Annotated in this window: 21 protein-coding genes; 12 read left to right on the forward strand and 9 right to left on the reverse strand. The window is 73.0% G+C overall.

Going from position 1 to position 22,079, the window contains the following annotated elements:
• Positions 1-113: 113 nt before the first annotated feature.
• Together fabI and fabG are read right to left on the reverse strand one after the other, a co-directional pair.
• On the reverse strand, positions 114-881 hold the full coding sequence (fabI, locus tag O7614_RS23240; protein WP_278140591.1) for an enoyl-ACP reductase FabI: 768 nt from the start codon (positions 879-881) through the stop codon (positions 114-116).
• A 30-nt stretch (positions 882-911) separates the two neighbouring features.
• Complete coding sequence (fabG, locus tag O7614_RS23245) at positions 912-1,616, reverse strand: 3-oxoacyl-ACP reductase FabG (RefSeq protein WP_278140592.1); 705 nt, start codon at positions 1,614-1,616, stop codon at positions 912-914.
• 154 nt (positions 1,617-1,770) lie between these two features.
• On the opposite strand from fabG, the gene O7614_RS23250 reads away from it, so the two are divergent.
• The 5 genes from O7614_RS23250 (at position 1,771) to O7614_RS23270 (ending at position 6,221) form a co-directional block, all read left to right on the forward strand.
• Entirely contained in the window at positions 1,771-3,000 is a 1,230-nt protein-coding gene (locus O7614_RS23250; RefSeq protein WP_278140593.1) for a histidine kinase, read from the forward strand.
• On the forward strand, positions 2,997-3,659 hold the full coding sequence (locus O7614_RS23255) for a response regulator transcription factor (RefSeq protein WP_278140594.1): 663 nt from the start codon (positions 2,997-2,999) through the stop codon (positions 3,657-3,659). Before O7614_RS23250 ends, O7614_RS23255 begins: the two co-directional genes overlap by 4 nt.
• Positions 3,660-3,758: 99 nt before the next feature.
• Positions 3,759-4,712, forward strand: coding sequence for an alpha/beta hydrolase (locus tag O7614_RS23260; protein WP_278140595.1), 954 nt, complete (start codon positions 3,759-3,761; stop codon positions 4,710-4,712).
• A complete protein-coding gene (locus O7614_RS23265; protein WP_278140596.1) occupies positions 4,709-5,941 on the forward strand; it encodes an acyltransferase in 1,233 nt (410 codons plus the stop codon). The genes O7614_RS23260 and O7614_RS23265 overlap by 4 nt, the downstream gene beginning before the upstream one ends.
• A 124-nt stretch (positions 5,942-6,065) precedes the next feature.
• On the forward strand, positions 6,066-6,221 hold the full coding sequence (locus O7614_RS23270) for a hypothetical protein (protein WP_167524799.1): 156 nt from the start codon (positions 6,066-6,068) through the stop codon (positions 6,219-6,221).
• Between the two features lie 70 nt (positions 6,222-6,291).
• On the opposite strand, the gene O7614_RS23275 is transcribed toward O7614_RS23270, so the two are convergent.
• From O7614_RS23275 to O7614_RS23285, 3 genes are read right to left on the reverse strand one after another with little or no spacing between them, the layout of a single operon-like run.
• Positions 6,292-7,242, reverse strand: coding sequence for a VWA domain-containing protein (locus O7614_RS23275; RefSeq protein ID WP_278140597.1), 951 nt, complete (start codon positions 7,240-7,242; stop codon positions 6,292-6,294).
• Complete coding sequence (locus O7614_RS23280) at positions 7,239-8,240, reverse strand: DUF58 domain-containing protein (protein WP_278142345.1); 1,002 nt, start codon at positions 8,238-8,240, stop codon at positions 7,239-7,241. The genes O7614_RS23275 and O7614_RS23280 overlap by 4 nt, the downstream gene beginning before the upstream one ends.
• Complete coding sequence (locus O7614_RS23285; protein WP_278140598.1) at positions 8,219-9,325, reverse strand: MoxR family ATPase; 1,107 nt, start codon at positions 9,323-9,325, stop codon at positions 8,219-8,221. Before O7614_RS23285 ends, O7614_RS23280 begins: the two co-directional genes overlap by 22 nt.
• A gap of 242 nt (positions 9,326-9,567) precedes the next feature.
• Between O7614_RS23285 and O7614_RS23290 the strand changes: the two genes are divergently transcribed.
• The 3 genes from O7614_RS23290 to O7614_RS23300 all read left to right on the forward strand — a co-directional run bounded on the left by O7614_RS23290 (position 9,568) and on the right by O7614_RS23300 (position 11,943).
• Positions 9,568-9,801: a hypothetical protein gene (locus O7614_RS23290; RefSeq protein ID WP_278140599.1), complete on the forward strand. Its 234-nt coding sequence runs from the start codon at positions 9,568-9,570 to the stop codon at positions 9,799-9,801.
• Between the two features lie 95 nt (positions 9,802-9,896).
• Positions 9,897-10,430 carry a PH domain-containing protein gene (locus O7614_RS23295; RefSeq protein ID WP_278142346.1) on the forward strand — a complete coding sequence of 178 codons (534 nt, stop codon included), beginning with the start codon at positions 9,897-9,899 and terminating at the stop codon, positions 10,428-10,430.
• A gap of 31 nt (positions 10,431-10,461) precedes the next feature.
• On the forward strand, positions 10,462-11,943 hold the full coding sequence (locus O7614_RS23300) for a PH domain-containing protein (RefSeq protein ID WP_278140600.1): 1,482 nt from the start codon (positions 10,462-10,464) through the stop codon (positions 11,941-11,943).
• A 102-nt stretch (positions 11,944-12,045) separates the two neighbouring features.
• Here the strand turns inward: O7614_RS23300 and O7614_RS23305 are convergent, their stop codons facing one another.
• A complete protein-coding gene (locus tag O7614_RS23305) occupies positions 12,046-13,164 on the reverse strand; it encodes a phosphatase PAP2 family protein (protein WP_278140601.1) in 1,119 nt (372 codons plus the stop codon).
• A gap of 137 nt (positions 13,165-13,301) precedes the next feature.
• Between O7614_RS23305 and O7614_RS23310 the strand changes: the two genes are divergently transcribed.
• Positions 13,302-13,706, forward strand: coding sequence for a hotdog domain-containing protein (locus O7614_RS23310; protein ID WP_278140602.1), 405 nt, complete (start codon positions 13,302-13,304; stop codon positions 13,704-13,706).
• A complete protein-coding gene (locus O7614_RS23315) occupies positions 13,703-14,533 on the forward strand; it encodes an MBL fold metallo-hydrolase (RefSeq protein WP_278140603.1) in 831 nt (276 codons plus the stop codon). The genes O7614_RS23310 and O7614_RS23315 overlap by 4 nt, the downstream gene beginning before the upstream one ends.
• On the opposite strand, the gene O7614_RS23320 is transcribed toward O7614_RS23315, so the two are convergent.
• Both O7614_RS23320 and O7614_RS23325 read right to left on the reverse strand, forming a co-directional pair.
• Positions 14,530-15,465 carry a carbohydrate kinase gene (locus O7614_RS23320; protein ID WP_278140604.1) on the reverse strand — a complete coding sequence of 312 codons (936 nt, stop codon included), beginning with the start codon at positions 15,463-15,465 and terminating at the stop codon, positions 14,530-14,532. The two genes, O7614_RS23315 and O7614_RS23320, sit on opposite strands and share 4 nt — an antisense overlap.
• A 113-nt stretch (positions 15,466-15,578) precedes the next feature.
• Positions 15,579-16,730 carry an XdhC/CoxI family protein gene (locus O7614_RS23325; protein WP_278140605.1) on the reverse strand — a complete coding sequence of 384 codons (1,152 nt, stop codon included), beginning with the start codon at positions 16,728-16,730 and terminating at the stop codon, positions 15,579-15,581.
• A 350-nt stretch (positions 16,731-17,080) separates the two neighbouring features.
• Here O7614_RS23325 and O7614_RS23330 point away from each other — a divergent pair, with 350 nt between their 5' ends.
• Complete coding sequence (locus O7614_RS23330) at positions 17,081-18,199, forward strand: lytic polysaccharide monooxygenase (RefSeq protein ID WP_278140606.1); 1,119 nt, start codon at positions 17,081-17,083, stop codon at positions 18,197-18,199.
• Between the two features lie 93 nt (positions 18,200-18,292).
• Here O7614_RS23330 and asnB read toward each other — a convergent pair whose 3' ends face one another.
• Positions 18,293-20,254 (reverse strand): asparagine synthase (glutamine-hydrolyzing), encoded by a 1,962-nt coding sequence (gene asnB / locus O7614_RS23335; protein ID WP_278140607.1) that lies wholly within the window; start codon positions 20,252-20,254, stop codon positions 18,293-18,295.
• Positions 20,255-20,386: 132 nt separating this feature from the next.
• On the opposite strand from asnB, the gene O7614_RS23340 reads away from it, so the two are divergent.
• A complete protein-coding gene (locus tag O7614_RS23340; RefSeq protein ID WP_278140608.1) occupies positions 20,387-21,868 on the forward strand; it encodes an aminopeptidase P family protein in 1,482 nt (493 codons plus the stop codon).
• The last annotated feature ends 211 nt before the right edge of the window (positions 21,869-22,079 follow it).

A 22,079-nucleotide genomic window follows, 5' to 3' on the forward strand; every position in this document is an offset into this window, starting at 1 on the left:
CGCCCCTCGGCCGGACGGCTCGGCGACGCCCCCTGCCCCCGAGTGCGGCCGACGTGTTAGGAAGGGCCCCTTGCTCTACACGAGGCGTTAACAGGGGGCCCTTCCTTACCGCGTCAGGCGCCGATGGCGTGGTAGCCGCCGTCGACGTGCACGATCTCGCCGGTGGTGGCCGGGAACCAGTCGGAGAGCAGCGCCAGGCACGCCTTCGCGGCGGGCTCCTGGTCGGTGAGGTTCCAGCCCAGCGGGGCCCGTTCGGTCCAGGCGTCCTCGAACTGGTCGAAGCCGGGGATCGACTTCGCGGCGATGGTGCGCAGCGGCCCGGCGGCGACCAGGTTGCTGCGGATGCCCTGCTTGCCCAGGTGCAGCGCCAGGTAGCGGGACGCCGACTCCAGGCCGGCCTTGGCCACGCCCATCCAGTCGTAGACCGGCCAGGCCTTCGTCGCGTCGAAGGTCAGGCCGACCACCGCACCGCCGGGCGACATCAGCGGCAGCGCCGCCATCGCGAGGGACTTGTACGAGAAGGTGGAGACGTGCAGGGCGGTCGCCACGTCCTCCCACGGCGCGTCGAGGAAGCCGCCGCCGAGGCAGCTCTGCGGGGCGAACCCGATCGAGTGCACGACGCCGTCGAGGCCGTCGACGTGCTCGCGTACCCGGTCGGCGAGGCTGGCCAGGTGCTCGGTGTTGGTGACGTCCACCTCGATGACCGGCGCCGGCTCGGGCAGCCGCTTGGCGATCCGCTCGACCAGGGAGAGCCGGCCGTAGCCGGTGAGCACGACCTGCGCGCCATTCTCCTGGGCGAGCTTCGCCACCGAGAAGGCGATCGAGGCGTCGGTGATGACACCGGTGACGAGCAGCCGCTTACCGGCGAGCAGTCCGGACATCCGGGGGTTCCTCCGTACGTAGATGAGGGGTCAGTGGCCCATGCCGAGGCCGCCGTCGACCGGGATCACGGCGCCGGAGACGTACCCGGCGCTGTCGGAAGCCAGCCAGGTGACCACCCCGGCGACCTCGTCCGGGCTGGCCATCCGCCCGGCCGGGATCGACTTGCGGATCTCCGCCTTGCGGTCGTCGGACAGGCCGGCGGTCATGTCCGTGTCGATGAAGCCGGGCGCCACCACGTTCGCGGTGATGTTGCGGCTGCCCAGTTCCCGGGTGATCGAGCGGGCCACGCCGACCAGACCGGCCTTGCTGGCGGCGTAGTTGACCTGCCCCGCGCCACCGGCGAGACCGACGACCGACGAGATGAAGATCATACGGCCCCACTTGGCGCGGAGCATCTTGCCGGAGGCGCGCTTGGCGACCCGGAACGCGCCGGTGAGGTTGGTGTCCAGCACACCGGTGAACTGCTCCTCGGTCATCCGCAGCAGCAGCGTGTCGGCGGTCATGCCGGCGTTGGCGACCAGCACCTCGACCGGGCCCAGCTCGGCCTCGACGGCGTCGAACGCGGCGTCGACAGAGGCGGCGTCGGTGACGTCGGCGCGTACGCCGAACAGCCCCTCGGGAGCGTCGCCGCTGCGGTGGGTGACCGCCACCCGGTCGCCCTGCTTGGCGAAGGCCTGCGCGATGGCGAGGCCGATCCCCCGGTTGCCCCCGGTCACCAGCACGGTACGGGCCACTGTTCCCCCTTGCTCAGCTGATCTCAGTCGCAGGCGAGCCTAGGCGTTACCCGCAGGTAAGCGCTAACGGGAGCCGTGTCACACCGGGGTACGGCACGGCAATCAACCCCTGGTGGCACGCCTCGTGACGAGGTCGGCCCGTAGCCTCCGGGTGGTGAACTGGCGACCGATCACCGTGGCCCTCGGTGGCCTCGGGCAGACCCTGTGGGGCCGGGACGCGCCGCCCGGTCGGCCGCTGCTGGCTCGTTGGCCCGGGCCGGCCCGCTACGCCGCGCCGGTCGGGCTGCTGGCCGCGCTCGGCCTCTTCCTGATCACGCTGACCCTGGAGACCGAGTGGGGCCTGCCAGTCCCGGTCGCGGTGCTGTTCGCGGCGATGACGGTGGCGCCGCTGCTGGCGCTGCCCCGGCGTCCGCTGCTGGCCTGGCGGCTGACGGTGCTGGCCCTGCTGATCTGCACGTTCAACGCGCCGGCCGACCAGTCCTGGCCGTGGACCCCACCGCTGGCGCTCGGGTCGGTCGCGGTGCTGGCGGTGGTCGTGGCGCGGGTCGACCGGCCGGTGCTGGTCTGGGTGGTGGCGATCAGCACGGTGCCGGTGTTCACCCTGGTCCATCCCGACAACCGGGTGCCTGTCCTGCTGCTGCTCGGCGCGTTGGCGATCGTCGGCGACCTGATCCGACGCAACCGGCTGTCCCGGCGCGAGCTGGCCGCGCAGACCGAGCGCAACGAGCGGGAGCAGGAACGCCGGGCGGTGCTGGAGGAACGCACCAGGATCGCCCGGGAGCTGCACGACGTGGTGGCCCACCACATGTCGCTGATCGCGGTGCAGGCGGAGACGGCCCCGTACCGGCTGACGGACGTGCCGGCCCCGACGGCTGCCGAGTTCGTCGCCATCGCCGCCTCGGCCCGCGACGCGCTGACCGACATGCGGCGACTGTTGGGGGTGCTGCGCAGCGAGACGACCGGGCCGCAGACCGCGCCGCAACCGGACCTGGCCGACCTGGGCGCGATGGTCGACGCGGCACGCCGGGCCGGGCTGCCGGTCACCCTGGACGCCGGGCCGGCGGACGACGGGCGGGTGCCCGCGCCGGTCGGGCTGGCCGCGTACCGCATCGTGCAGGAGGGCCTGGCCAACGCGGCCCGCCACGCGGCCGGCGCCGCGGTGCGCGTCACCGTCCGCGCCGGTCCTTCCGGCCTGGGGGTACGCGTCGAGAACTCCCCGGCCGACGCCCGGCCGACCGGCGACGGCGACCCCGGCCACGGCCTGACCGGTATGCGGGAGCGGGCCACCTCACTGGGCGGTACGTTCAGCGCCGGGCCGCTGCCCGACGGGGGTTACGCGGTGGTGGCCGAACTGCCGTACGACGCGGAGGGCGGGGACCGATGATCCGGGTGCTGATCGCCGACGACCAGGCGATGGTCCGGCAGGGCTTCGGTGCGCTGCTCGCCGCCCAACCGGACCTGCTGGTGGTGGGCGACGCCGCCGACGGCGCGCAGGCCGTCACCGCGGCCCGCCAACTCGACCCGGACGTGGTGTTGATGGACGTCCGGATGCCGGTGATGGACGGGCTGGCCGCCACCCGCAAGCTGCTCGGTGACCGCTCGGCGCAGCGACCGCGGGTGCTCATCCTCACCACCTTCGACCTGGACGACTACGTGTACGAGGCGCTGCGCGCCGGGGCCAGTGGGTTCCTGCTCAAGGACGCCCCGGCAGCGGATCTGGTGCAGGCGGTGCGGGTGGTGGCCGCCGGGGACGCGCTGCTCGCCCCGGCGGTCACCCGCCGGCTGATCGCCGAGTTCGCGGCCCGCCCGGAGCGCCGCCGTCCGCGCCCCACCGACCTGGCCGGGCTCACCCCCCGCGAGACCGAGGTGCTGCGGTTGATCGCCCGGGGCCGCAACAACGCGGAGATCGCCGCCGACCTGGTGGTGGCCGAGCAGACCGTGAAGACCCACGTCGGGCGGATCCTGGCGAAGCTGGGTCTGCGCGACCGGGCCCAGGCGGTGGTGCTGGCGTACGAGACGGGTCTGGTGGCCGCCGGGGAGTAGCCCCGGGGAGCCAGTCCACAGACGGCTCCCCGGGATGACGACCGGATGCCGGCCGCCCGCGCACTCTCCCTCCGGACGACATTCCGGAGGGAGAACGTGATGCGACGACGAGGTGCCGGTCGGGCGGCGGTGGCCGCGTTGCTCGGCGTGAACCTGGTGCTGCCGGCCCGACCCGAGCCGGTCGCGGCGGCGGGTTTCGTCGAGGCGTACCCGGTCACGGCGGCGGCGATGCGCGCGGCCGGCCCCCCGTACGCGGACTGGGCGGCCGACGGGCGCAGGTTCCTGACGTTCGACACGCGTGGCGACGGGCGTGCGGTCGAGGTGTTCGGCGACCTGGCCGACGCGGACCGGATCGCGGTGCTGGTGCCGGGGGTGGGGAGCACCCTGGCCGACTTCGACCGGGGGTTGGGCGGGGTGGCTTACCGGGCGCCGGCGGTGCAGGCGGGGCAGCTCTACCGGGAGCTACGGGCGACCGAGCCGGCGGCGCGGGTGGCGGTGCTGGCCTGGCTGGGTTACGACCCGCCGGACGGGGTGCTGACCGCGGCCGGTGGCGTCAGCGCCCGGCGTGGCGCGGCCGGGCTGACCCCGCTGCTGCGGGAGCTGGCCGCTCGACGTCCGGGGGCGACGATCACGTTGGTCGGGCACAGCTACGGGGCGTTGGTGGTGTCGCTGGCGGCGGCCGACGCCCCCGCCCAGGTCACCGACGTGGTCAGTCTCGGTGGTGTGGGCGCCGGGGTGCAGCACGCCGACGATCTGCCCGGCCGGCGGCGGTTCTGGGCGGCGGAGGCGCCGAGCGACTGGATCCGCCGGGTGCCGCCGATCCGCCTGCTCGGCCTGGGTTTCGGCCGTCGTCCCGGCGACGAGGGGTTCGGCGCGCGCCCCCTCCCGGTCGCCGGGGTGGCCGGGCACGACGGTTACCTCGCGCCCGGCAGCGCCACGCTGGTCGCGACGGCGACGGTGGTGCTCGGCGGCTCCGACGCGGTGCTGCTCGGCGGCTCCGACGCGGTGCTGCGCGCCAACGTCGACGCCGGCCGGGTCGGGGACGCCCGGTGAGCCGGGACCGGGCCGTCGACGCGTTGCGGGCGTACGCGATCGGCGGGGTGGTGCTGGGGCACTGGCTGGTCACCGGGCTGGTGCTGACCGGCGACGGTGGGCTGCACCAGGCCAGTCCACTGACCGCCCTGCCTGGTCTGGCCCCGGTGACCTGGGTGTTGCAGACGCTCGGGCTGTTCTTCTTCACGGCCGGTTTCGGGTCGACCCGATCGTTGGCCGGGCACCGGGCAGGCTCGGGCGGTTGGCTGGCCCGTCGGCTGCGACGGCTGCTGCTGCCGACGGTGGCGCTGCTCGGGGTGGGCGCGGCGGTGTTGCTCGCCGCCACCGTCGCCGGAACGTCGGACGACACGCTTTCCGTCGCGCTCCGACTCGCGGTCAGTCCACTGTGGTTTCTGGTGCCGCTGGCGTTCCTGGTCGCGGTGACCAGCCCGCTGCTCGCCGCCGTACGCCGCTGGGGGGTGGCCCGGAGCGTCGCCCCGGCGGTGGCGGTGGTCGCGGCGGTCGACCTGACCGTACGCCTGCTACCGGCCGGCACCCACCTGCCACCGGTCACCGTGCTGGCGGCCTGGTCGGTGCCGTATCTGCTGGGCGTGGCGCACGCCGACGGGCGGTTGCGCGGCCGGCGGGTGGCCGGCACGCTGGCGGCCGGCGGGGTTGCCGCGCTCGGGGCGTTGCTGGCGCTGGGCTATCCGGTGAGCGCGGTCGGGGTGCCCGGGGCCGGGGTGTCCAACCTGAACCCGCCGTCACTGCTGGCGGTGGCGCTGGCGGTCACCCAGGTCGGGTTGGGTCTGCTGGCTCGGCCGACGCTGGAACGGCTGCTGACCCGGCCGCTACCGGGCCGGGCGGTGACCGAGGTGAACCGGCACGCGGTCCGGATCTACCTGTGGCACCAGCCGATCCTGGTGACGGTGACCGCGCTCACCGCCCGCAGCGGGCTGACCCTGCCGGGGCTGCACACCGCGCCGGACGGCCCGGGCTGGGTGTTGGCGCGTTTCGGCTGGCTGCCGCTGCTGGCCGCGGCGCTGGTCACGGTGGTGCGGACGGGCCGGACGCGGTCGGCGCGACAACCGGGTGGTGGAGGAGTTGCCAGCCGGTCGGCCGAGTACGCCGCAACGGCGCCGCCGGTGTACGCTCATCGACGTTCCGGCCCGCCCGACTTGCAGGAGGTGATCGCTGTGCGAGATAGCGATCCTCCCAGTCGTGGCCGGGCCGATGGTCAGCCCCGCTGAGCCACGACTCAGTCTGGTGAGCTGACCCCGCTTCGCTCCCCACCACTTCGGTCCACGCCGAGGTGCCTGTGCCGCACCGCCCGATTCCGGGCGGTCGCCGGGAGCTGCCCGGTCACGACTTCGTGTGCGCGTCCCCACCCCCTGCGGTCCGCCCCCGCATCGCGGACCGTCCAGCCGCCACCCGGAGCCGTCCATGAGCCGCTACGTCGCCCCGCTGGGCTTCACCCTTGCCGCCGTCTGGGTGGCCGTCGTCTTCGTCCTGGCCGGCGGCGGTCACTGAACCGTGCCGGCCGGCGGTCGCCGTCTCGTGGCCGGCCGGCGGCGGTCGCTGACCACCGCCGGCCCACCGTTCAGAGCATCCGGGACGACCAGAGCAGGCTGAGCGCGCCGGCGCAGAGCGCCAACAACAGGGCGATCCCCGCGTACCACTGGGTCACCTCGCGCGGCTCGGTACGGAACCCGATCGAACTGCCCATGTCCTGGTACACCTGCTTCAGCTCGCTCACCGACGCCGCCTCGTAGAAGTAGCCCTCGGTGGTCTCGGCAAGATCGGCGAGCGCCGACCGGTCCACCGGCACCCGCTGCAACTGCCCGCCGATGTCCACCTGACCGGTGTCGGTGCCGAAGGCGATGGTGGAAACCGGGACGTTGGCCGCCTGCGCGGCCGCCGCCGCCTCCTCCACCGCCCGCCCGGAGGTGCGGAAACCGTCGGAGAGCAGCACGATCCGGGCTGGCGGGATGCCCGCCGCCCCGTCGGCCGGCACCGAACGGATCGCCTCCAGACAGGTGAACACCGCCTCGCCGGTCGCGGTCGCCTCGGCCAGCACCAGCCCGTCGATGGCACTGGTCACCGCGTCCCGGTCCTTGCCCGGCGGCACCAGCACGTTGGCCGCCTTGGCGAACGACACCAGGCCCAGGTTGTAGCTCTCCGGCAGTTCGCCGACGAACTGCTTGGCCGCCTCCTGGGCCGCCTCCAACCGGTTCGGCGCCACGTCGTCGGCCTGCATGGACAGCGACACGTCGATGGCGAGCATCACGGTGGCCCGCTCCAGCGGCTCCTTGGTGTCCACCGCGGGCCGGGCCAGCGCGCTGGCCAGCACCAGCAGGCAGAGCAGGAACGCGGTCGCCGGGACGTGCCGACGCCAACCGAGCCCTTTCGGCGCCAGCGTACGCAGCAGGTCCACGTTCGTGAACCGCATCGCGTACGCCCGGCGGTGCAGCTGCCGCCAGATGTAGAACGCGGCAAGGGCGAGCACCGGCAGCACGGCCAGCAGCCACCACGGTTGCATGAAACGGATCATCGTGTCGTCCCCCGGGTGCGGGCGTGCCGCTGCGCGGCCACGAATCGCACCATGTCCAGCAGCCAGTCTCGGTCGGTACGCAGACGCAGGTGGGCCGCGCCGGCGCCGCGCAGGGCGGCGGCGATGGCGGCGCGTTGGGCGGTGGCGGCATCGGCGTAGCGCTGCCGTAGTCGAGGGTCGGCGGTCTGCACCTCGTGCAACTCGCCGCTCTCCGGGTCGACCACCGGCAGCACGCCCACGTCGGGCAGCTCCAGCTCCCGCGGGTCGACCACCTCGATCGCCAACACGTCGTGGCGGACCCGGAGCTTGCGCAACGGCCGGGCCCACTGCTCCGGCGGCGCGAGGAAGTCCGAGACCACCACGGCCACCCCGCGCCGGCGGGGCGGGCGGTTGAGCATCTCGATCAGGGCGCCCAGGTCACCACGGCCGGGCTGGATGGTGGTGCCGGCGACGGTACGCAGCAGGCCCTGCGCCTCCTTGCGACCGGAGCGGGCCGGCAGACGGGTGAGCACACCGGGCCCGGCCGGCGGCCGTGCACCCCGCCAGCGTCGGGCTGGCACGGGAGCGCCGCCGCCGGTGCCGATCACGGCGCCGATCCGGTTGCCACCGCGTACGGTCAGGTGGGTGATGGCAGCCGCGGCGGCGACCACCACCTCTCGCTTGAGCCACTGCCCGGTGCCGAAGTCCAGACTGGCGGAGAGATCCAGCGCCAGCCAGGTCTCCAGCTCCCGGTCGGCCACCGTACGCCGCACGTGCAGGGTGGTGGTCCGTGCGGTGACCGGCCAGTCCATCCGGCGCACGTCGTCGCCGGGGCGGTACTCCCGGGACTCTCCCGCCTCGCTGCCCGGCCCGGGGAGCAGGCCGGCGTAGTCGCCCTGGAGCAGACCGTCGAGCTTGCGGGTGACCAGCAGTTGAAGCCGGGACAGCACGGCCTCGCTGCGGTCGGCGAGAGGGGCGGGACGAGGGGTGGGTGAGGTCACGGGCGCTGCCCGGGCCAGTTGGCGCCCGGCGGCGGCACGGTCGGCGACGGCGTGGCCTGCTGCCGGGGTGCGACCGCCGGCAGGGGAATCGTCGACATCACCCGGTGCACGATGTGGTCGGCGGGCACGTCGTCGGCGAGCGCGTCGTAGCTGAGCACCAACCGGTGCCGCAGGATGTCCGGCGCGATGTCCTGCACGTCCTGCGGCAGCGCGTAGTCACGCCCCCGCAGCAGCGCCAGTGCACGGGTCGCCCGGACCAGACCCAGAGAGGCGCGCGGGCTGGCACCGTACTGGATCAGTTGTGCGACGTCGGGCATACCGTGCTCGGCCGGGGCGCGGGTGGCCAACACCAACCGCACCGCATAGTCGACCAGGGCGTTGTGCACGAAGACCTGGTCCGCCTTGCGTTGCAGGGCGATCAGCTCCGGGGTGTCGAAGACGGCGGTCGGCTCCGGCGGGGCCACGCCCATCCGGTAGACGATCTCCCGTTCCTCCGCGTCGGTCGGGTAACCCACCACGATCTTCATGAGGAACCGGTCGCGCTGTGCCTCCGGCAGCGGGTAGACGCCCTCCTGCTCGATCGGGTTCTGGGTGGCCATGACCAGGAACGGGTCGGGTACCCGGTGGCTTTCCCCGCCGATGGACACCTGCCGCTCGCTCATCACCTCCAGCAGCGCGGACTGCACCTTCGCCGGAGCTCGGTTGATCTCGTCGGCGAGCAGGAAGTTGACGAAGACCGGGCCCAACTCGACGTCGAACTTCTCGCTCGACTGCCGGTAGATCCGGGTACCCATGATGTCGGCCGGCACCAGGTCCGGAGTGAACTGCACCCGGGCGAAGGACCCGCCGACGACCTTGGCGAGGGTCTCCACGGCGAGGGTCTTGGCGACCCCGGGCACCCCTTCGAGCAGGCAGTGACCGCGGGCGAGCAGCGCGACGAACATCCGCTCCACCATCCGGTCCTGCCCGACGATCACGCGTTTGATCTCGAACAGTGCTTTCTCCAGCAGGGTGGCGTCCTGCGCGGGTGTGGTCACCGGCGCGGGCGTCTGTGGTGCCGCCCCGTTCGGCGTCGGGGCGTCGGGCATGGTCGGCTGGGCCACCGGTCCTCCACAGCATCAAATGGTCGTCGCGGCTGGTGCGGTATCAAGACTCGCATGCCTTGCTGAGTGTCGAGGTGGGGAGAAGCCGATTTTCGCCGCGCCGTCCCCGGCGGCCGAACCGCGCAACATGGGTGTGCACGGATCGGCCTGCCGCGTGTACGATTCATCCCGTCGCCGGGCGGCTCCCCCCGTGGTCGCCCGGCGCTCAAACTTCCCGACGCGCCGCCCCTAGACTGGCCGGGATGAGCATCCCCTCCCCCGCCGACGAGGCCGCCCTGGTCTGCTCAGCCCGGGGCTGCCGGGCCGGCGCCGTCTGGGCCCTCGAGTGGAACAATCCCCGGCTGCACGACGCCGATCGGCGCAAGACCTGGTTGGCCTGCGCCGAGCACCGGGGCAGCCTCGGTGACTTCCTGGACGCTCGCGGCTTCCTGCGTGCCGTCACTCCGGTGCCCGGATCGCCTACGCTCGACACGTGAGCGGCGACCCACCGGCTTCCACCGGCCCTACCTCCCCGTCCTGGCCGCCCACCCCGGCCCCGGCACCACCCGGCGTCGAGCCGCCGCCCGGCCTCCTGCCACCCGGCCCCGGCGCGCTGTCGACGGCCGCGCCCGGTGGCCGAGGTCCGCTGGAGCCCTGGCCGGACACGGTCAACTGGCAGCCGATCTCCGCCGACCTGATCTGGGTGGAGCTGATCCGGCTGGCGGTCGTGGTCGCCGTCGGCCTGGCGGTGACCGGGGTCGGCTGGGCGCTCAGCGGCCACTGGCTGTTCGGGCTCGCCGTCGCCGTCGTCGTGCTGCTCGGCGTGTGGCGAGCCATCGCGATCGTTCGCGCCGTGCGGGCCTGGGGATACGCCGAGCGGGAGGACGACCTGCTGGTCCGGCACGGGCTCCTGGTCCGGCGGCTCTCCATCGTTCCGTATTCGCGGATGCAGTTCGTCGACGTCAGCGCCGGGCCGTTGGAGCGCGCCTTCGACCTGGCCACCGTGCAGTTGCACACGGCTGCGGCGGCGAGCGACGCCCGGGTGCCCGGGCTGCGGCCGACGGAGGCGTCCCGGCTGCGCGACCGGCTCACCGCGCTCGGCGAGGACCGGGCGGAGGGGCTGTGAACGCCCGATCGGGCGCGCGAGGGCCGCTCCGATGAGCGACGGGCCCGCCGAGCCGCGCACCGTGCCACCCACCGGCCCGACGCCGCCGAGGCCGGTGCTGCCCGCCGGCGCGGCACCGTCCGGGCCGGTGCCGACCGGCGCGGTGCCGCCGGGGGCGCCCGCGCCGTGGCCGGCACCGGCGGGCGGTGGCGAGGTCGAGCCCCGGCAGCGACTGCATCCGCTGAGCCCGGTCCTGCACGGTGCCAAGTCGCTGGTCGTGGTGATCGCCGGGTTGTCCTGGTCGACGCTGTCCCGGGTGGGCTTCGGCTGGTTCGCCGCCATGGTGGCAGTGCTGGCGCTCGGCGCGACAGTGCTCTCGGTGGTGAGTTGGTACAACACCGGCTATCACGTGGTGGGCCGCGAGCTACGGGTGTACGAAGGGCTGCTCTGGCGGCGTACCAGGGCCATCCCGTTGGAGCGCTTGCAGGCCGTGGAGGTGGTCCGGCCACTGCTCGCCCAACTCAGCGGCCTGGCCGAGCTGCGGCTGGAGGTGGTCGGTGGCGGCAAGACCGAGGCGCCCCTGGCGTACCTCGGGGTGGCCGACGCGGCCCGGCTGCGCGACCGGCTGCTGGCACTGGCCGGGCGGGTGGCGCAGGTCCCCGCACCGGAGCACGCGGCCGCCGCGGTGGTCCCGGGAGCGCCCGCGCCGGCGGTGGCCGCGCCGGGCCGGCCACTGCACGCGGTACGCAACCAGAGCCTGCTGATCAGTCAACTGCTCACGCCGCAGGCGTTCCTGCTCCCGTTCGGCGTGGCGTTCGTGGTGATCCAGTTCCTCACCGCGGGGTCGTGGTCCTTCGTCGCGGTGGCGAGCACACTGACCGCGATGGCCGGCGTGCTGCTGCAGCCGGTGCGCCGGGTGCTCGACGACTGGAACTTCCGACTGGCCCGCGACGGCGGCACGTTGCGGGTGCACAACGGCCTGTTGGAGACGCGGTCGCAGACCGTGCCGCTGGCCCGGGTGCAGACCGTGCGGGCCACCTGGCCGCTGCTGTGGCGGGTCAACGGCTGGCTACGGCTGCGCCTGGAGGTGGCCGGGTTCTCCGTCGCGGAGGCAGACGACCGCAACCGACCCGACCGGCTGCTGCCGGTCGGTGACCTGCCGACCGCGACGATGATCGTCGCCGAGGTGCTTCCGGGGGTACGCCTCGACACCCTGACGCTGAGCCCTCCGCCGGCCCGGACCCGGTGGCTGCACCCGCTGGGCCGTCGCGCGCTCGGTGCGGGGCTGTTCGACGAGGTGTTCGCCAGCCGCTCCGGGCGGCTCACCCGCCAGTTGGTGATCGTGCCGTACGCCCGGATCCAGAGCGTGCGGGTGGTCCAGGGACCGATCCAGCGCCGCCTCGGGTTGGCCTCCGTGCACGCGGACACCGCAGGCGGTTCCGGCGCCACCGCCCAGGACCGCGACCTGGCCGAAGCCTGGGCCCTGGCCGCCGACCTGAACCTCCGAGCCCACCACGCCCGCCGCCCCACCTGACCCACCCCCACCTGCGACAGGCGTCGCGCCGCCACGTCACGGACGCGTGTTGATCAAGGGGTCTCGGTCAGGAATCGGGGCACGGTGACGCGAACCTCTTGGTCAACGGGGGCGGGAAGCCGGGATCGGGGGGTGGTCGCTGGGGGTGGTCGGCGCGCGGGGCGACGAGGGCTCGTCGGCCGGTGTCTCGGGGTCGGCGAGGTGCTCGTCAGCCGGTTTCTCGGTGTCGGCGAGGTGCTCGGGGGCCTGGCGCGTCCCGGCCTTCGGGTGGCGCGCCCGCCACCCGGCCCAGCCGCGCTCGGCCAGGCCGACCACCAGGAAGGTCAAGCCCACGTACGCCCACCCGACCAGCACGTCGATCACGTAGTGCTCACCCGAGTAGACCAGGGTGAAGGTCATCGCCAGCGGGTACGCGAGCAGCAGCGGCCACCAGCGACGGCGGGTGCTGGTCAGGAAGAACAGCACGACGAACAGCGCCCACGCGGTGTGCAGCGACGGCATCGCGGCGACCGGGTTGGAGGCGATCTGACCAGCGTTGAGGACGTTGCCGGCACCGTGCATGCCGAACGCCTTCCAACCCCGGGTGGAGATCCGGGCGACCTCGGTGAGCAGCCCGTTCTGCGCGGCCCACCAGGGCGGGGCGGCCGGGTAGACGAAGTAGGTGACCAGACCGGCGGCGCAGAGAAAACCCCACCGCCGCATGTACGCGGCCCAGCGGTGCCGGTCGCGTAGCCAGAGCACCGCGGCGGCGGCCAGTGCCACCACGAAGTGGGAGAAGTACACCCAGCTCGCCGCGACGTCCCACCAGTGCACCTGCGGGCGGTAGAGGTGCTGCTGCAACCAGACCGTGGGCACCTCCCCGCCGGTGGCCCACCCGAACATGAACCGGTCGGCGACGATCAACTCCATCGCGTGCGGGGTGGCCCCGTTGTCGGCGAACCCCCGCGAGAGGTTGTAGACGACGAACAACAGCACCACCGGCACCCAGTCCCGGGCGAAGCGCAGGTGACTGCGCCACGGCCGGGCGCTGTTCCAGGCGATGGTCGCCGCCCAGATCCAGACGAAGGCGTACGCGGGGTCGGTGGGCAGCCCGATGGCCAGCCACGCGGCGACGAAGGCGACCGCCCAGACGGTCATGGCGACGACGCGTCGACGACCGCCGTCCGGGGACGCGGGCGGGTCGGTCCGGGCGGGGGGCTGGGGGTCAGTCACGACGGCCATCGCGTCAAGGTTAACGACGGGGACGGCATCGACCGACGGGGACCACCCGAGGGCACCGCGCACAGGTGGGAAACGGTGGGTCTCGGAATCCCCGGGCGCGTGCTCGGCTGGCGCGGCGAGCACCTAGGCTGACGAGCATGCAGGAGCAGCCCGAGCCGGCCTTCGCGCCGGGTCTGACGGCCCAGGTCGAGTTGACCGTCACCGACGCGGACACCGCCCAGGCGGTGGGTTCGGGGGACGTGCCGGTGCTGGGCACTCCCCGGGTGCTCGCCCTCGCCGAGGCGGCCACCGTCGCGGCGACGGCGACCGGGATGCCGCCCGGGTCGACGACCGTGGGCACCCGGGTCGAGTTGGAGCACCTGGCGCCGACCGTGGTCGGCCGGACGGTTCGGGCGCAGGCACTGCTGGCGGCCGTCGACGGTCGTCGGCTTTCGTTCGAGGTCACGGTCAGCGACGGTGACCAGACGGTGGCCCGGGGCCGGGTCGACCGGATCATGGTGGACCGGCAACGCTTCGTCGACCGCGCCGGGCGCACGCCGTGAACGCCGGTTTCGTCGAGGTCGCCGACCGGGTGCACGTCAGACGCGAACCGCTGCTGCGGGTCAACGTCACCCTGGTCGTGGGCGACGACGAGGCCCTGCTGGTGGACACGCTCTCGTCGGCGGCGCAGGCCGCCGACCTGGCCGCCGCCGTCCGCGCGGTCACCGACCGGCCGTTGACGCTGGTCAACACCCACCACCACTACGACCACTGTTTCGGCAACGCCGTCCTGGCCGGCGAACCACCCCGCCCGGTGTACGCGCACGAGTTGGCCGCCGCGGCCCTGCGCGACGACCCGGAGCGGCTGCGCCGGGAGGCGTACGAGGAGGTGCGGGCGGAGCACCCGGCGCTCGCCGCCGAGCTGGCCGACACTGCGCTGCTGGCCCCGACGCACACCGTGCAGACGGAGACGACGTTGGACCTGGGCGGCCGGCGGGTGCTGCTGCGGCACCCGGGCCGGGGGCACACCGACGCCGACCTGGTGGTGCACGTGCCGGACGCCGACGTGCTGGTGGCCGGGGACCTGGTGGAGCAGAGTGGCCCGCCCGCCTTCGAGGACTCGTACCCGCTGCGGTGGCCGGACGCGGTCGCGGACCTGTTGCGGCTGACCACCGCGCGCACGGTGGTGGTGCCGGGTCACGGTGACCCGGTGGACGTCGACTTCGTCCGGGCCCAGCACGCCGAGCTGGCCAGGTTGGCCTGGCTGATCCGGGCGGCGCACACCGGCAGCGCGCCGCCGGAGCGGGTGGCCGCCGAGGGGCCCTTCGGTGCGCGCGCCGCCCTGGTCGCCGCCCGGCGCGGCTACCACGAGCTCGACGGCGAGGGTTAGGCCGGGAAACGGCGTTCGACGTCGGCGCGCGTCGGCATGGCGGTGGCACCACCCGGGGACTCGCAGACCAGGCCGGCGACCCGCAGCGCGAACGCGACCCGCTCGACCCACCCGTCCGGGGTGACCGGCTCGCCCGCGACGAGCAGATCGGCGATCAGCGCGGCCATCACCGAGTCACCGGCGCCGGTGGCGTCGATCGCGTCGACCTTGGGGGCGGGCACCCGGACCGGGTCGGCGTCGGCGGCAGCCAGCACCGCACCGGCTGCGCCGAGGGTCACCACCACCGTGGCGGCGCCCAACTCGCGCAGGTACACCGCGACCCCCTCGACCGGTTCACCCGGGTACAGCAGGCTGGCGTCGGCGGCGCTCAGCTTGACCAGGTGCGCGCCGGGGGCGAACTCGGCCACCACCTCGCGCAGCGCCTCCAGCGCGGTCGGCCCGTCGAGCAGCCGGGGACGCACGTTCGGGTCGAAGACCCGCAGACCGGTGGCGAGCGACCAGGCGCGTCGGGCGGCGGCGAGCGTGCCGGGTCGCAGCAGCACGATCGAGCCGCAGTAGAGCACGTCCGCGCCCTCGATCAGCGCGAGATCCAGGTCGTCGGGGCCGAGCAGCCCGTAGGAGGCCGGTTCGCCGTAGAAGCGGAAGTCCGGTTCCGGGCCGGCGTACGTGACCACCGCGAGCGTGGTCGGTGCCGGCACCGTGACCGCACCGGCCACCCCGACGTCGACCGCGCTCAGGAAGGCGCGGATCCGGCCGCCCAGCACGTCGTCGCCGAGTGAGCCGACGAACTGCGCCGCGCCACCGAGTCGGGCCACGCCGACGGCGACGTTGAGCGGCCCACCGCCGATCGCCTGCCGGTAGACCCGCTCACCGTCGCGCTCGGTGTCGAGCAGGTCGACGAGCGCCTCGCCGAGCACCACCGCGTATCCCATGCCGGTCCTCTCGTCCTCGCCAACCACCACCGACCGTCGTACGCCGAACCGGTCGCCGTGGCACCAGGCTGGCACAGTGGGCCGCTCGGCGGGCGGCGAAGACGCCGCAACCGCTACCCCGGCTGGTGGATCGGCCCGTCCAGCGCCGCCAGTGGACGGCCGGTGCCGCCCCAGCGGGCCGCCACGATCTGCGCGGCCACACTCACCGCCGTCTCCTCCGGGGTACGCCCACCGAGATCCAGCCCGATCGGGGAGGCGAGCCGGGCGAGCTGCGCCGCGCTGAGCCCCGCCTCACGCAGCAGCTTGAGCCGTTCGTCGTGGGTGCGTCGCGAACCCATCGCGCCGACGTACGCCAGCCGGTGGCGCAGCGCCAACTCCAGCAACGGCACGTCGAACTTCGGGTCGTGGGTGAGCACGCACACCACCGTCCGCTCGTCGACCCGGTCGGCGTCCACCTCCGCACGTAGGTAGCGGTGCGGCCACCGCACCACCACCTCGTCCGCCTCGGGGAAGCGGCGCGCGGTGGCGAAGACCGGCCGGGCGTCGCAGACGGTGACCCGGTAGCCGAGGAACGCGCCGATCCGGGCCACGGCGGCGGCGAAGTCGATGGCCCCGAAGACGATCATCCGGGGCGGGGTGGCGTACGCGGTCACGAAGAGGCTGACGCCGCAGCCGCGGCGCTGCCCGTGGTATCCGTACCGGAGCATTCCACTGTGTCCGGCGGCGAGCAGCCCGAGGGCGTCGGCGGTGGCGGCGTCGTCGAGTCGGTCGTCGCCGAGGGAGCCGGTCACCCGCTGGCCGGTCACCACGAGCCGCCGACCCAGCCGCCCGGCCGGGTCCGCCGGCACCGGGCCCGGCGGGTCACCGGCATCCGCCGCCACGCAGGTGACCACCGCCGCCGGTTGGCCGCCCCGGCGGGCCGCGGCGACCGCGTCCAGCCCGGGCAGGGCGTGGGCGTCGACGCGCTCCACGAACACGTGGAGGATGCCGCCACAGGTCAGGCCCACGGAGTACGCGTCGTCGTCGCTGATCCCGTACCGGGTCAGCTCGGGTGCGCCGGTGTCGAGCACGTGGCGGGCCCGTTCGTAGAGGTCCGCCTCGACGCAGCCGCCGGAGACACTGCCGGTGACGGTGCCGTCGGCCGCCACCAGCATGGTCGCGCCGGGCGGTTGCGGCGCGGAGTGCCAGGTGGCCACGACGGTGGCGAGGGCGACGGGCTCGCCGGCGCGACAACGGCGGTGCGCCTCGTCGAACACGTCCGGCACCGACCGCCACCTCTCGACTTGCCTGCCCTAGGCAGGATATGGCGTTCGCCGGCGGCCGACGCGTCATTTGACGCATCGAGGAACGACTATTGCGCTGGGGACGCGCGGCATGGTGAGATGACGCGTACCGGGCGGTGCGAGGGCTGCCGTGCCGCCGGTTGCCGGGTTCGTTTGGCGCGAGGGCACCGGTCCAGGACTGGACCGACGATGGCGCGTGTCCACCGGCTGTTTCTCCGCCGGGCACGTCGCCGTGATCGTCGCACCGCTCACCGAGGCGGGCGATCAAGCCACATCCCACCCGATGTCAGCGGGGCGGCGCGGGCGGCGCGCCTCGCGAGTCAGGAGAACCCGTGAACCGTTCCCGTACGGCCGCGTTGCTCATCGCGTCCGTGACACTCGCGCTGGGCGCTGTCGCCCTGGCGTCCAGTCCGCAGCCTGCCGAGGCGCATGGCGCGGCGATGACGCCTGGCAGCCGCACCTACCTGTGTTGGCAGGACGGCCTCAGCCAGACCGGTGAGATCCGGCCGACCAACCCCGCGTGCTCCGCCGCCGTCGCGACGAGTGGCGCGAACTCGCTCTACAACTGGTTCAGCGTGCTCCGCTCCGACGCGGGGGGCCGGACCACTGGCTTCATCCCGGACGGCCAGCTGTGCAGCGGTGGTGCCACCGGCTTCCGCGGCTACGACCTGCCGCGTACCGACTGGCCGCTGACCCACCTGACCGCCGGCGCCCGGTTGGACTTCAAGTACAGCAACTGGGCGCACCACCCGGGCACCTTCTACTTCTACATCACCAAGAACAGCTGGAGCCCGACCCGGGCGCTGGCCTGGGGTGACCTGGAGGAGCAGCCGTTCCTCACGGTGACCAACCCGCCGCAGCGCGGCGGCGTCGGCACCAACGACGGCCACTACTACTTCAGTGGCAACCTGCCGTCGGGCAAGAGCGGCCAGCACATCATCTACTCGCGCTGGGTGCGGTCGGACTCGCAGGAGAACTTCTTCGGCTGCTCCGACGTGGTCTTCGACGGTGGCAACGGTCAGGTGACCGGCATCAGGGGCGGCACGACGTCGCCGACCCCCACGCCGACCACCCCGACGCCCACGCCGACCACCCCGACGCCCGGGCCGACCGACCCGCCGCCGACGACGACCCCGCCGCCGGCCGGTGGTACCTGCGTGGCCAGCTACAAGGTGAGCAGTTCCTGGCAGGGTGGCTTCCAGGGCGAGGTCACGATCACGAACAACGGCAGTACGCCGTTCTCCGGTTGGACGGCGAGCTGGACCTGGCCCAACGGGCAGTCGATCAGCCAGATCTGGGGTGCCACCCAGACGTCGTCCGGCTCGTCGGTGACAGCGACGAACGTCGCCTACAACGGCACTGTCGCACCGTCGGGCACCGCGACGTTCGGCTTCCTGGGCAGCTCCACAGGAACCAACAGCGCCCCCACGGTGACCTGCGCCGCCCGCTGAGCCCCTCGCCGTGAATAGTTGATCAAGAGGTTTGCGTCACCGGAATGACTCCGGATGACGCAAACCTCTTGATCAACGAGGTGAGGCGGTGGGTCAGCGGACCATGGAGCCCACGACCGGCTTGGTCAGCAGGGCGGACTGGTTGCGCTGGATGCCCGGGTCGAGGGTCTTCGACACGAAGATGGCGTGCCAGATGCAGAAGATCAACACCGTCCACACCTTGCGGGAGTGGTCGGCCTCCTCCCGCTTGTGCTCGTCGAGCAGCCGCAGCGCGTACGACAGGTCGAGCAGGTCACCCGCGCCCGAGGTGCTCAGCACGTGCCGGGCCCACTCGTACATCTCGCCACGCAGCCAGACCCGGGTGGGGGTCGGGAAACCCAGCTTCTTGCGGTTGACGATGGCCGGCGGCACGACGCCCTGCAACGCCTGACGCATCGCGTACTTGGTGGCGTCCGAGCGCGGCGGCAGCTTCAGGTCCACCGGGATCTTCGCCGCCACGTCGAACACCTCACGGTCGAGGAACGGCACCCGCACCTCCAGCGAGTGCGACATCGAGATCCGGTCGGCCTTGACCAGGATGTCGCCGCGGAGCCAGGTGTAGAGATCGACGTACTGCATCTTGGTGACGTCGTCCAGCTCCGTGCACTCGGCGTAGATCGGGGCGGTGACGTCGGTGTAGCGCACCGAGGGGTCGTAGCGGCGCATCAGGTGCTGCTTCTCCTCCTCGGTGAACATCCGCGCGTTGCCGTAGTAACGCTCCTCGATCGGAGTGGTGCCGCGCTCCAGGAAGCTCTTGCCCTTGACCCCCTGCGGGATCGCCTTGGAGACCGCGCGCAGGCCCTTCTGCACCCCGCCGGGCAGGCCGTTGACGGTGCCCAACGACAGCGGCTCCCGGTAGATCGTGTAGCCGCCGAAGAACTCGTCCGCGCCCTCGCCGGAGAGCACCACCGTGACGTGCTCGGCAGCCTTCTTCGCCACGAAGTAGAGCGGCACCAACGCCGGGTCGGCCACCGGGTCGTCCAGATGCCAGACGATCTTCGGCAGCGCGTCGATCATGTCCTGCGGACCGATCTTGGTGGGGATGGTGGTGACGTCCAGGTGCCGCGCCGACTCCTGGGCGACGTCGATCTCCGAATAGCCCGGCACGTCGTAGCCGACGGTGAAGGTGAGGATGTTCGGGTTGAACTCGCGGGCGAGCGCGACCACCGCCGTGGAGTCGATGCCGCTGGACAGGAACGAGCCGACCGGCACGTCCGAGCGCATGTGCATGCGCACGCTCTCCCGCAGCGTCTCCCGGATCTCGTGGTAGAGCTTCTGCTCGTCGTCGACCGGCGCGGGCCGGAACACCGGCCGGTACCACCGGCGTACGTCGATCCGCCCGCCCGGGGTCCAGTTCAGGTACTCCCCCGAACCGATCCGGCTGATGCCCTTGTGCAGGGTGCCCGGCTCGGGGACGTACTGAAGGGTCAGGTAGTGGCTCAGATTCGCCGCGTCGACACCCGCGTCGCCCTGGTAGTTGCTGTGCGCGAACGGCAGCAACGCCTTCTTCTCCGACGCCAGGTAGAGACCGTCGGCGGTCTCCAGGTAGTGCATCGGCTTGATACCGAAGTAGTCGCGGGCACCGAAAGCGCGCCGCTCCTGTCGGTCCCAGATGACGAAGGCGAACATGCCCCGCAGCCGGGTGAGCACCTGCTCGCCCCAGAAGTGGTAACCCGCCACGATCACCTCGCCGTCACCGGCGGTGGCGAACTGCGCGCCGAAGTTCCTGATCAACTCCTCGCGCAACTCGATGTAGTTGTAGATCTCACCGTTGAAGGTGAGCAGGTAACGACCGTTCGCGTAGGGCAGCGGCTCGTGGCTCGACGCGACGTCGATGATGGCCAGCCGCTTGTGGGCGAACACGCCGTCCGCGTACCGGCCGGAAGCGTCGCCGACCACCTCGACCCCGGTCTCGTCGGGGCCGCGGTGGTGCAGGCATTCCAACGCTCCGGCGATGTGGTCGCGATGCGCGGCGGCGTTGCCGTTCGCGCTGAAGAAGGCCAGAAGTCCGCACATGGTGGCCATCTTTCCACGCGCGTTGTCGGCCCGTCGCAGCCGTCCGTCGATCCGCCCGACTCCCGGGGGCGTTACCGCCAACCGGGCGCGCGGTACCGTCGGGACCAGCAACGAAGCGGAGGGAGCGGCGCAATGACCGAGGGACAGACCGACGGTACGCCGACGGACGGCACGGAATCGCACGATCCGGACTTCCCGGAGGCCTTCCTGTCCTTCATGCGGCAGGGCTGGCGCGACACCGCGCTCCCCGTGACGCCCCGGCCGGAGACGCCCAACTACGCCAAGCGGCGGGCCGCGCTCTCGGCCGCCTTCCCTGGCGAGACGCTGGTGATCCCCACCGGCACCGAGAAGGTCCGGGCCAACGACACCGACTACCCGTTCCGGCCCGGCAGCGACTTCGCCTACCTGACCGGCGACCACGACGCCGACAGCGTGCTCGTGCTGCGCCCGAACGGCTCAGGACACGACGCGACGCTGTACATGCGGCCCCGGTCCTCTCGCGAGACCGACGAGTTCTTCCGCAGCCGCAACGGCGAGCTGTGGGTGGGCCGGCGGCACACGCTCGGCGAGAAGTCGACCGAGCTGGGCCTGCCCACCGCCGACCTGACCGGCCTGGAGGCGACGCTCGCCGACCTGGCGCCGGGGCGTACCCGGGTGCTGCGCGGTTTCGACGCCCAGGTGGACGCGGCCGTCCGCCAGTACGACGGCCCGCGCGCCGAGGGCCAGCCCGCCCGGGACCGGGAGCTGGCCATCGCCATCTCGGAGATGAAGCTGGTCAAGGACGAGTGGGAGATCGGCCAACTCCAGGACGCGATCGACGCCACCGTCCGCGGTTTCGAGGACGTGGCCCGGATCCTTCCGGCGGACCGGGCGGTCTCCGAGCGACTCCTGGAAGGTGTCTTCGCGCTGCGGGCCCGCCACGACGGCAACGACGTCGGGTACGGCTCGATCGTCGGCGCGGGCGAGCACGCCACGATCCTGCACTGGGTGCACAACCACGGCGCCACCCGACCGGGTGACCTGCTGCTGATGGACATGGGCGTCGAGGGCCGCAACCTCTACACCGCCGACGTGACCCGGGTGCTGCCGGTGAACGGCCGGTTCACCGCCCTGCAACGCCAGGTCTACGACATCGTGTACGCCTCGCAGCAGGCCGGCATCGAGGCCATCCGCCCCGGCGTGAAGTTCAAGGACGTCCACCTGACCTGCATGCGGGTCCTCGCCGAGGGCCTGTCCGACCTGGGTCTGCTGCCGGTGAGCGTGGACGAGGCGATGGACGAGAAGTCGACCGTCTACCGGCGGTGGACGCTGCACGGGTTCGGTCACATGCTCGGCATCGACGTGCACGACTGCTCGAACGCCCGCAAGGAGACGTACCGCGACGGAGCGCTGGGCGAGGGCTACGTGCTCACCGTCGAGCCCGGTCTGTACTTCCAACCGGAGGACGAGCTGGTCCCCGCCGAGCTGCGCGGTGTCGGCATCCGGATCGAGGACGACGTGCTGGTCACCGCGACCGGCGCGGCGAACCTCTCGGCCGGGTTGCCGCGCACCTCCGACGAGGTCGAGACCTGGCTGGCCGAGCAGCGCGAGGCCGGCCCCCGCCTGCCCGGCTGACACCGGGCCACCAGCACCTCACCCCGGGCCGCGACGGACTCACCGTCGCGGCCCGACCCGTCTCTCCAGCCGCCCGGCTGCCTCCAGCCCGGCCCCGCCGCGGCCCGCCGTCATCACCGGGCCAGGCCCGCCGCCTGGCCCGGCGCGCCGCGTGGGTCACGCTGCGGTTTCCGTCGGTGTTTGCGCTGCCCACACCCTTACCGCCCTCGCG

Origin of the sequence: Micromonospora sp. WMMD961 (assembly GCF_029626145.1) — a bacterium.
In the GTDB taxonomy this organism is placed as follows: domain Bacteria; phylum Actinomycetota; class Actinomycetes; order Mycobacteriales; family Micromonosporaceae; genus Micromonospora.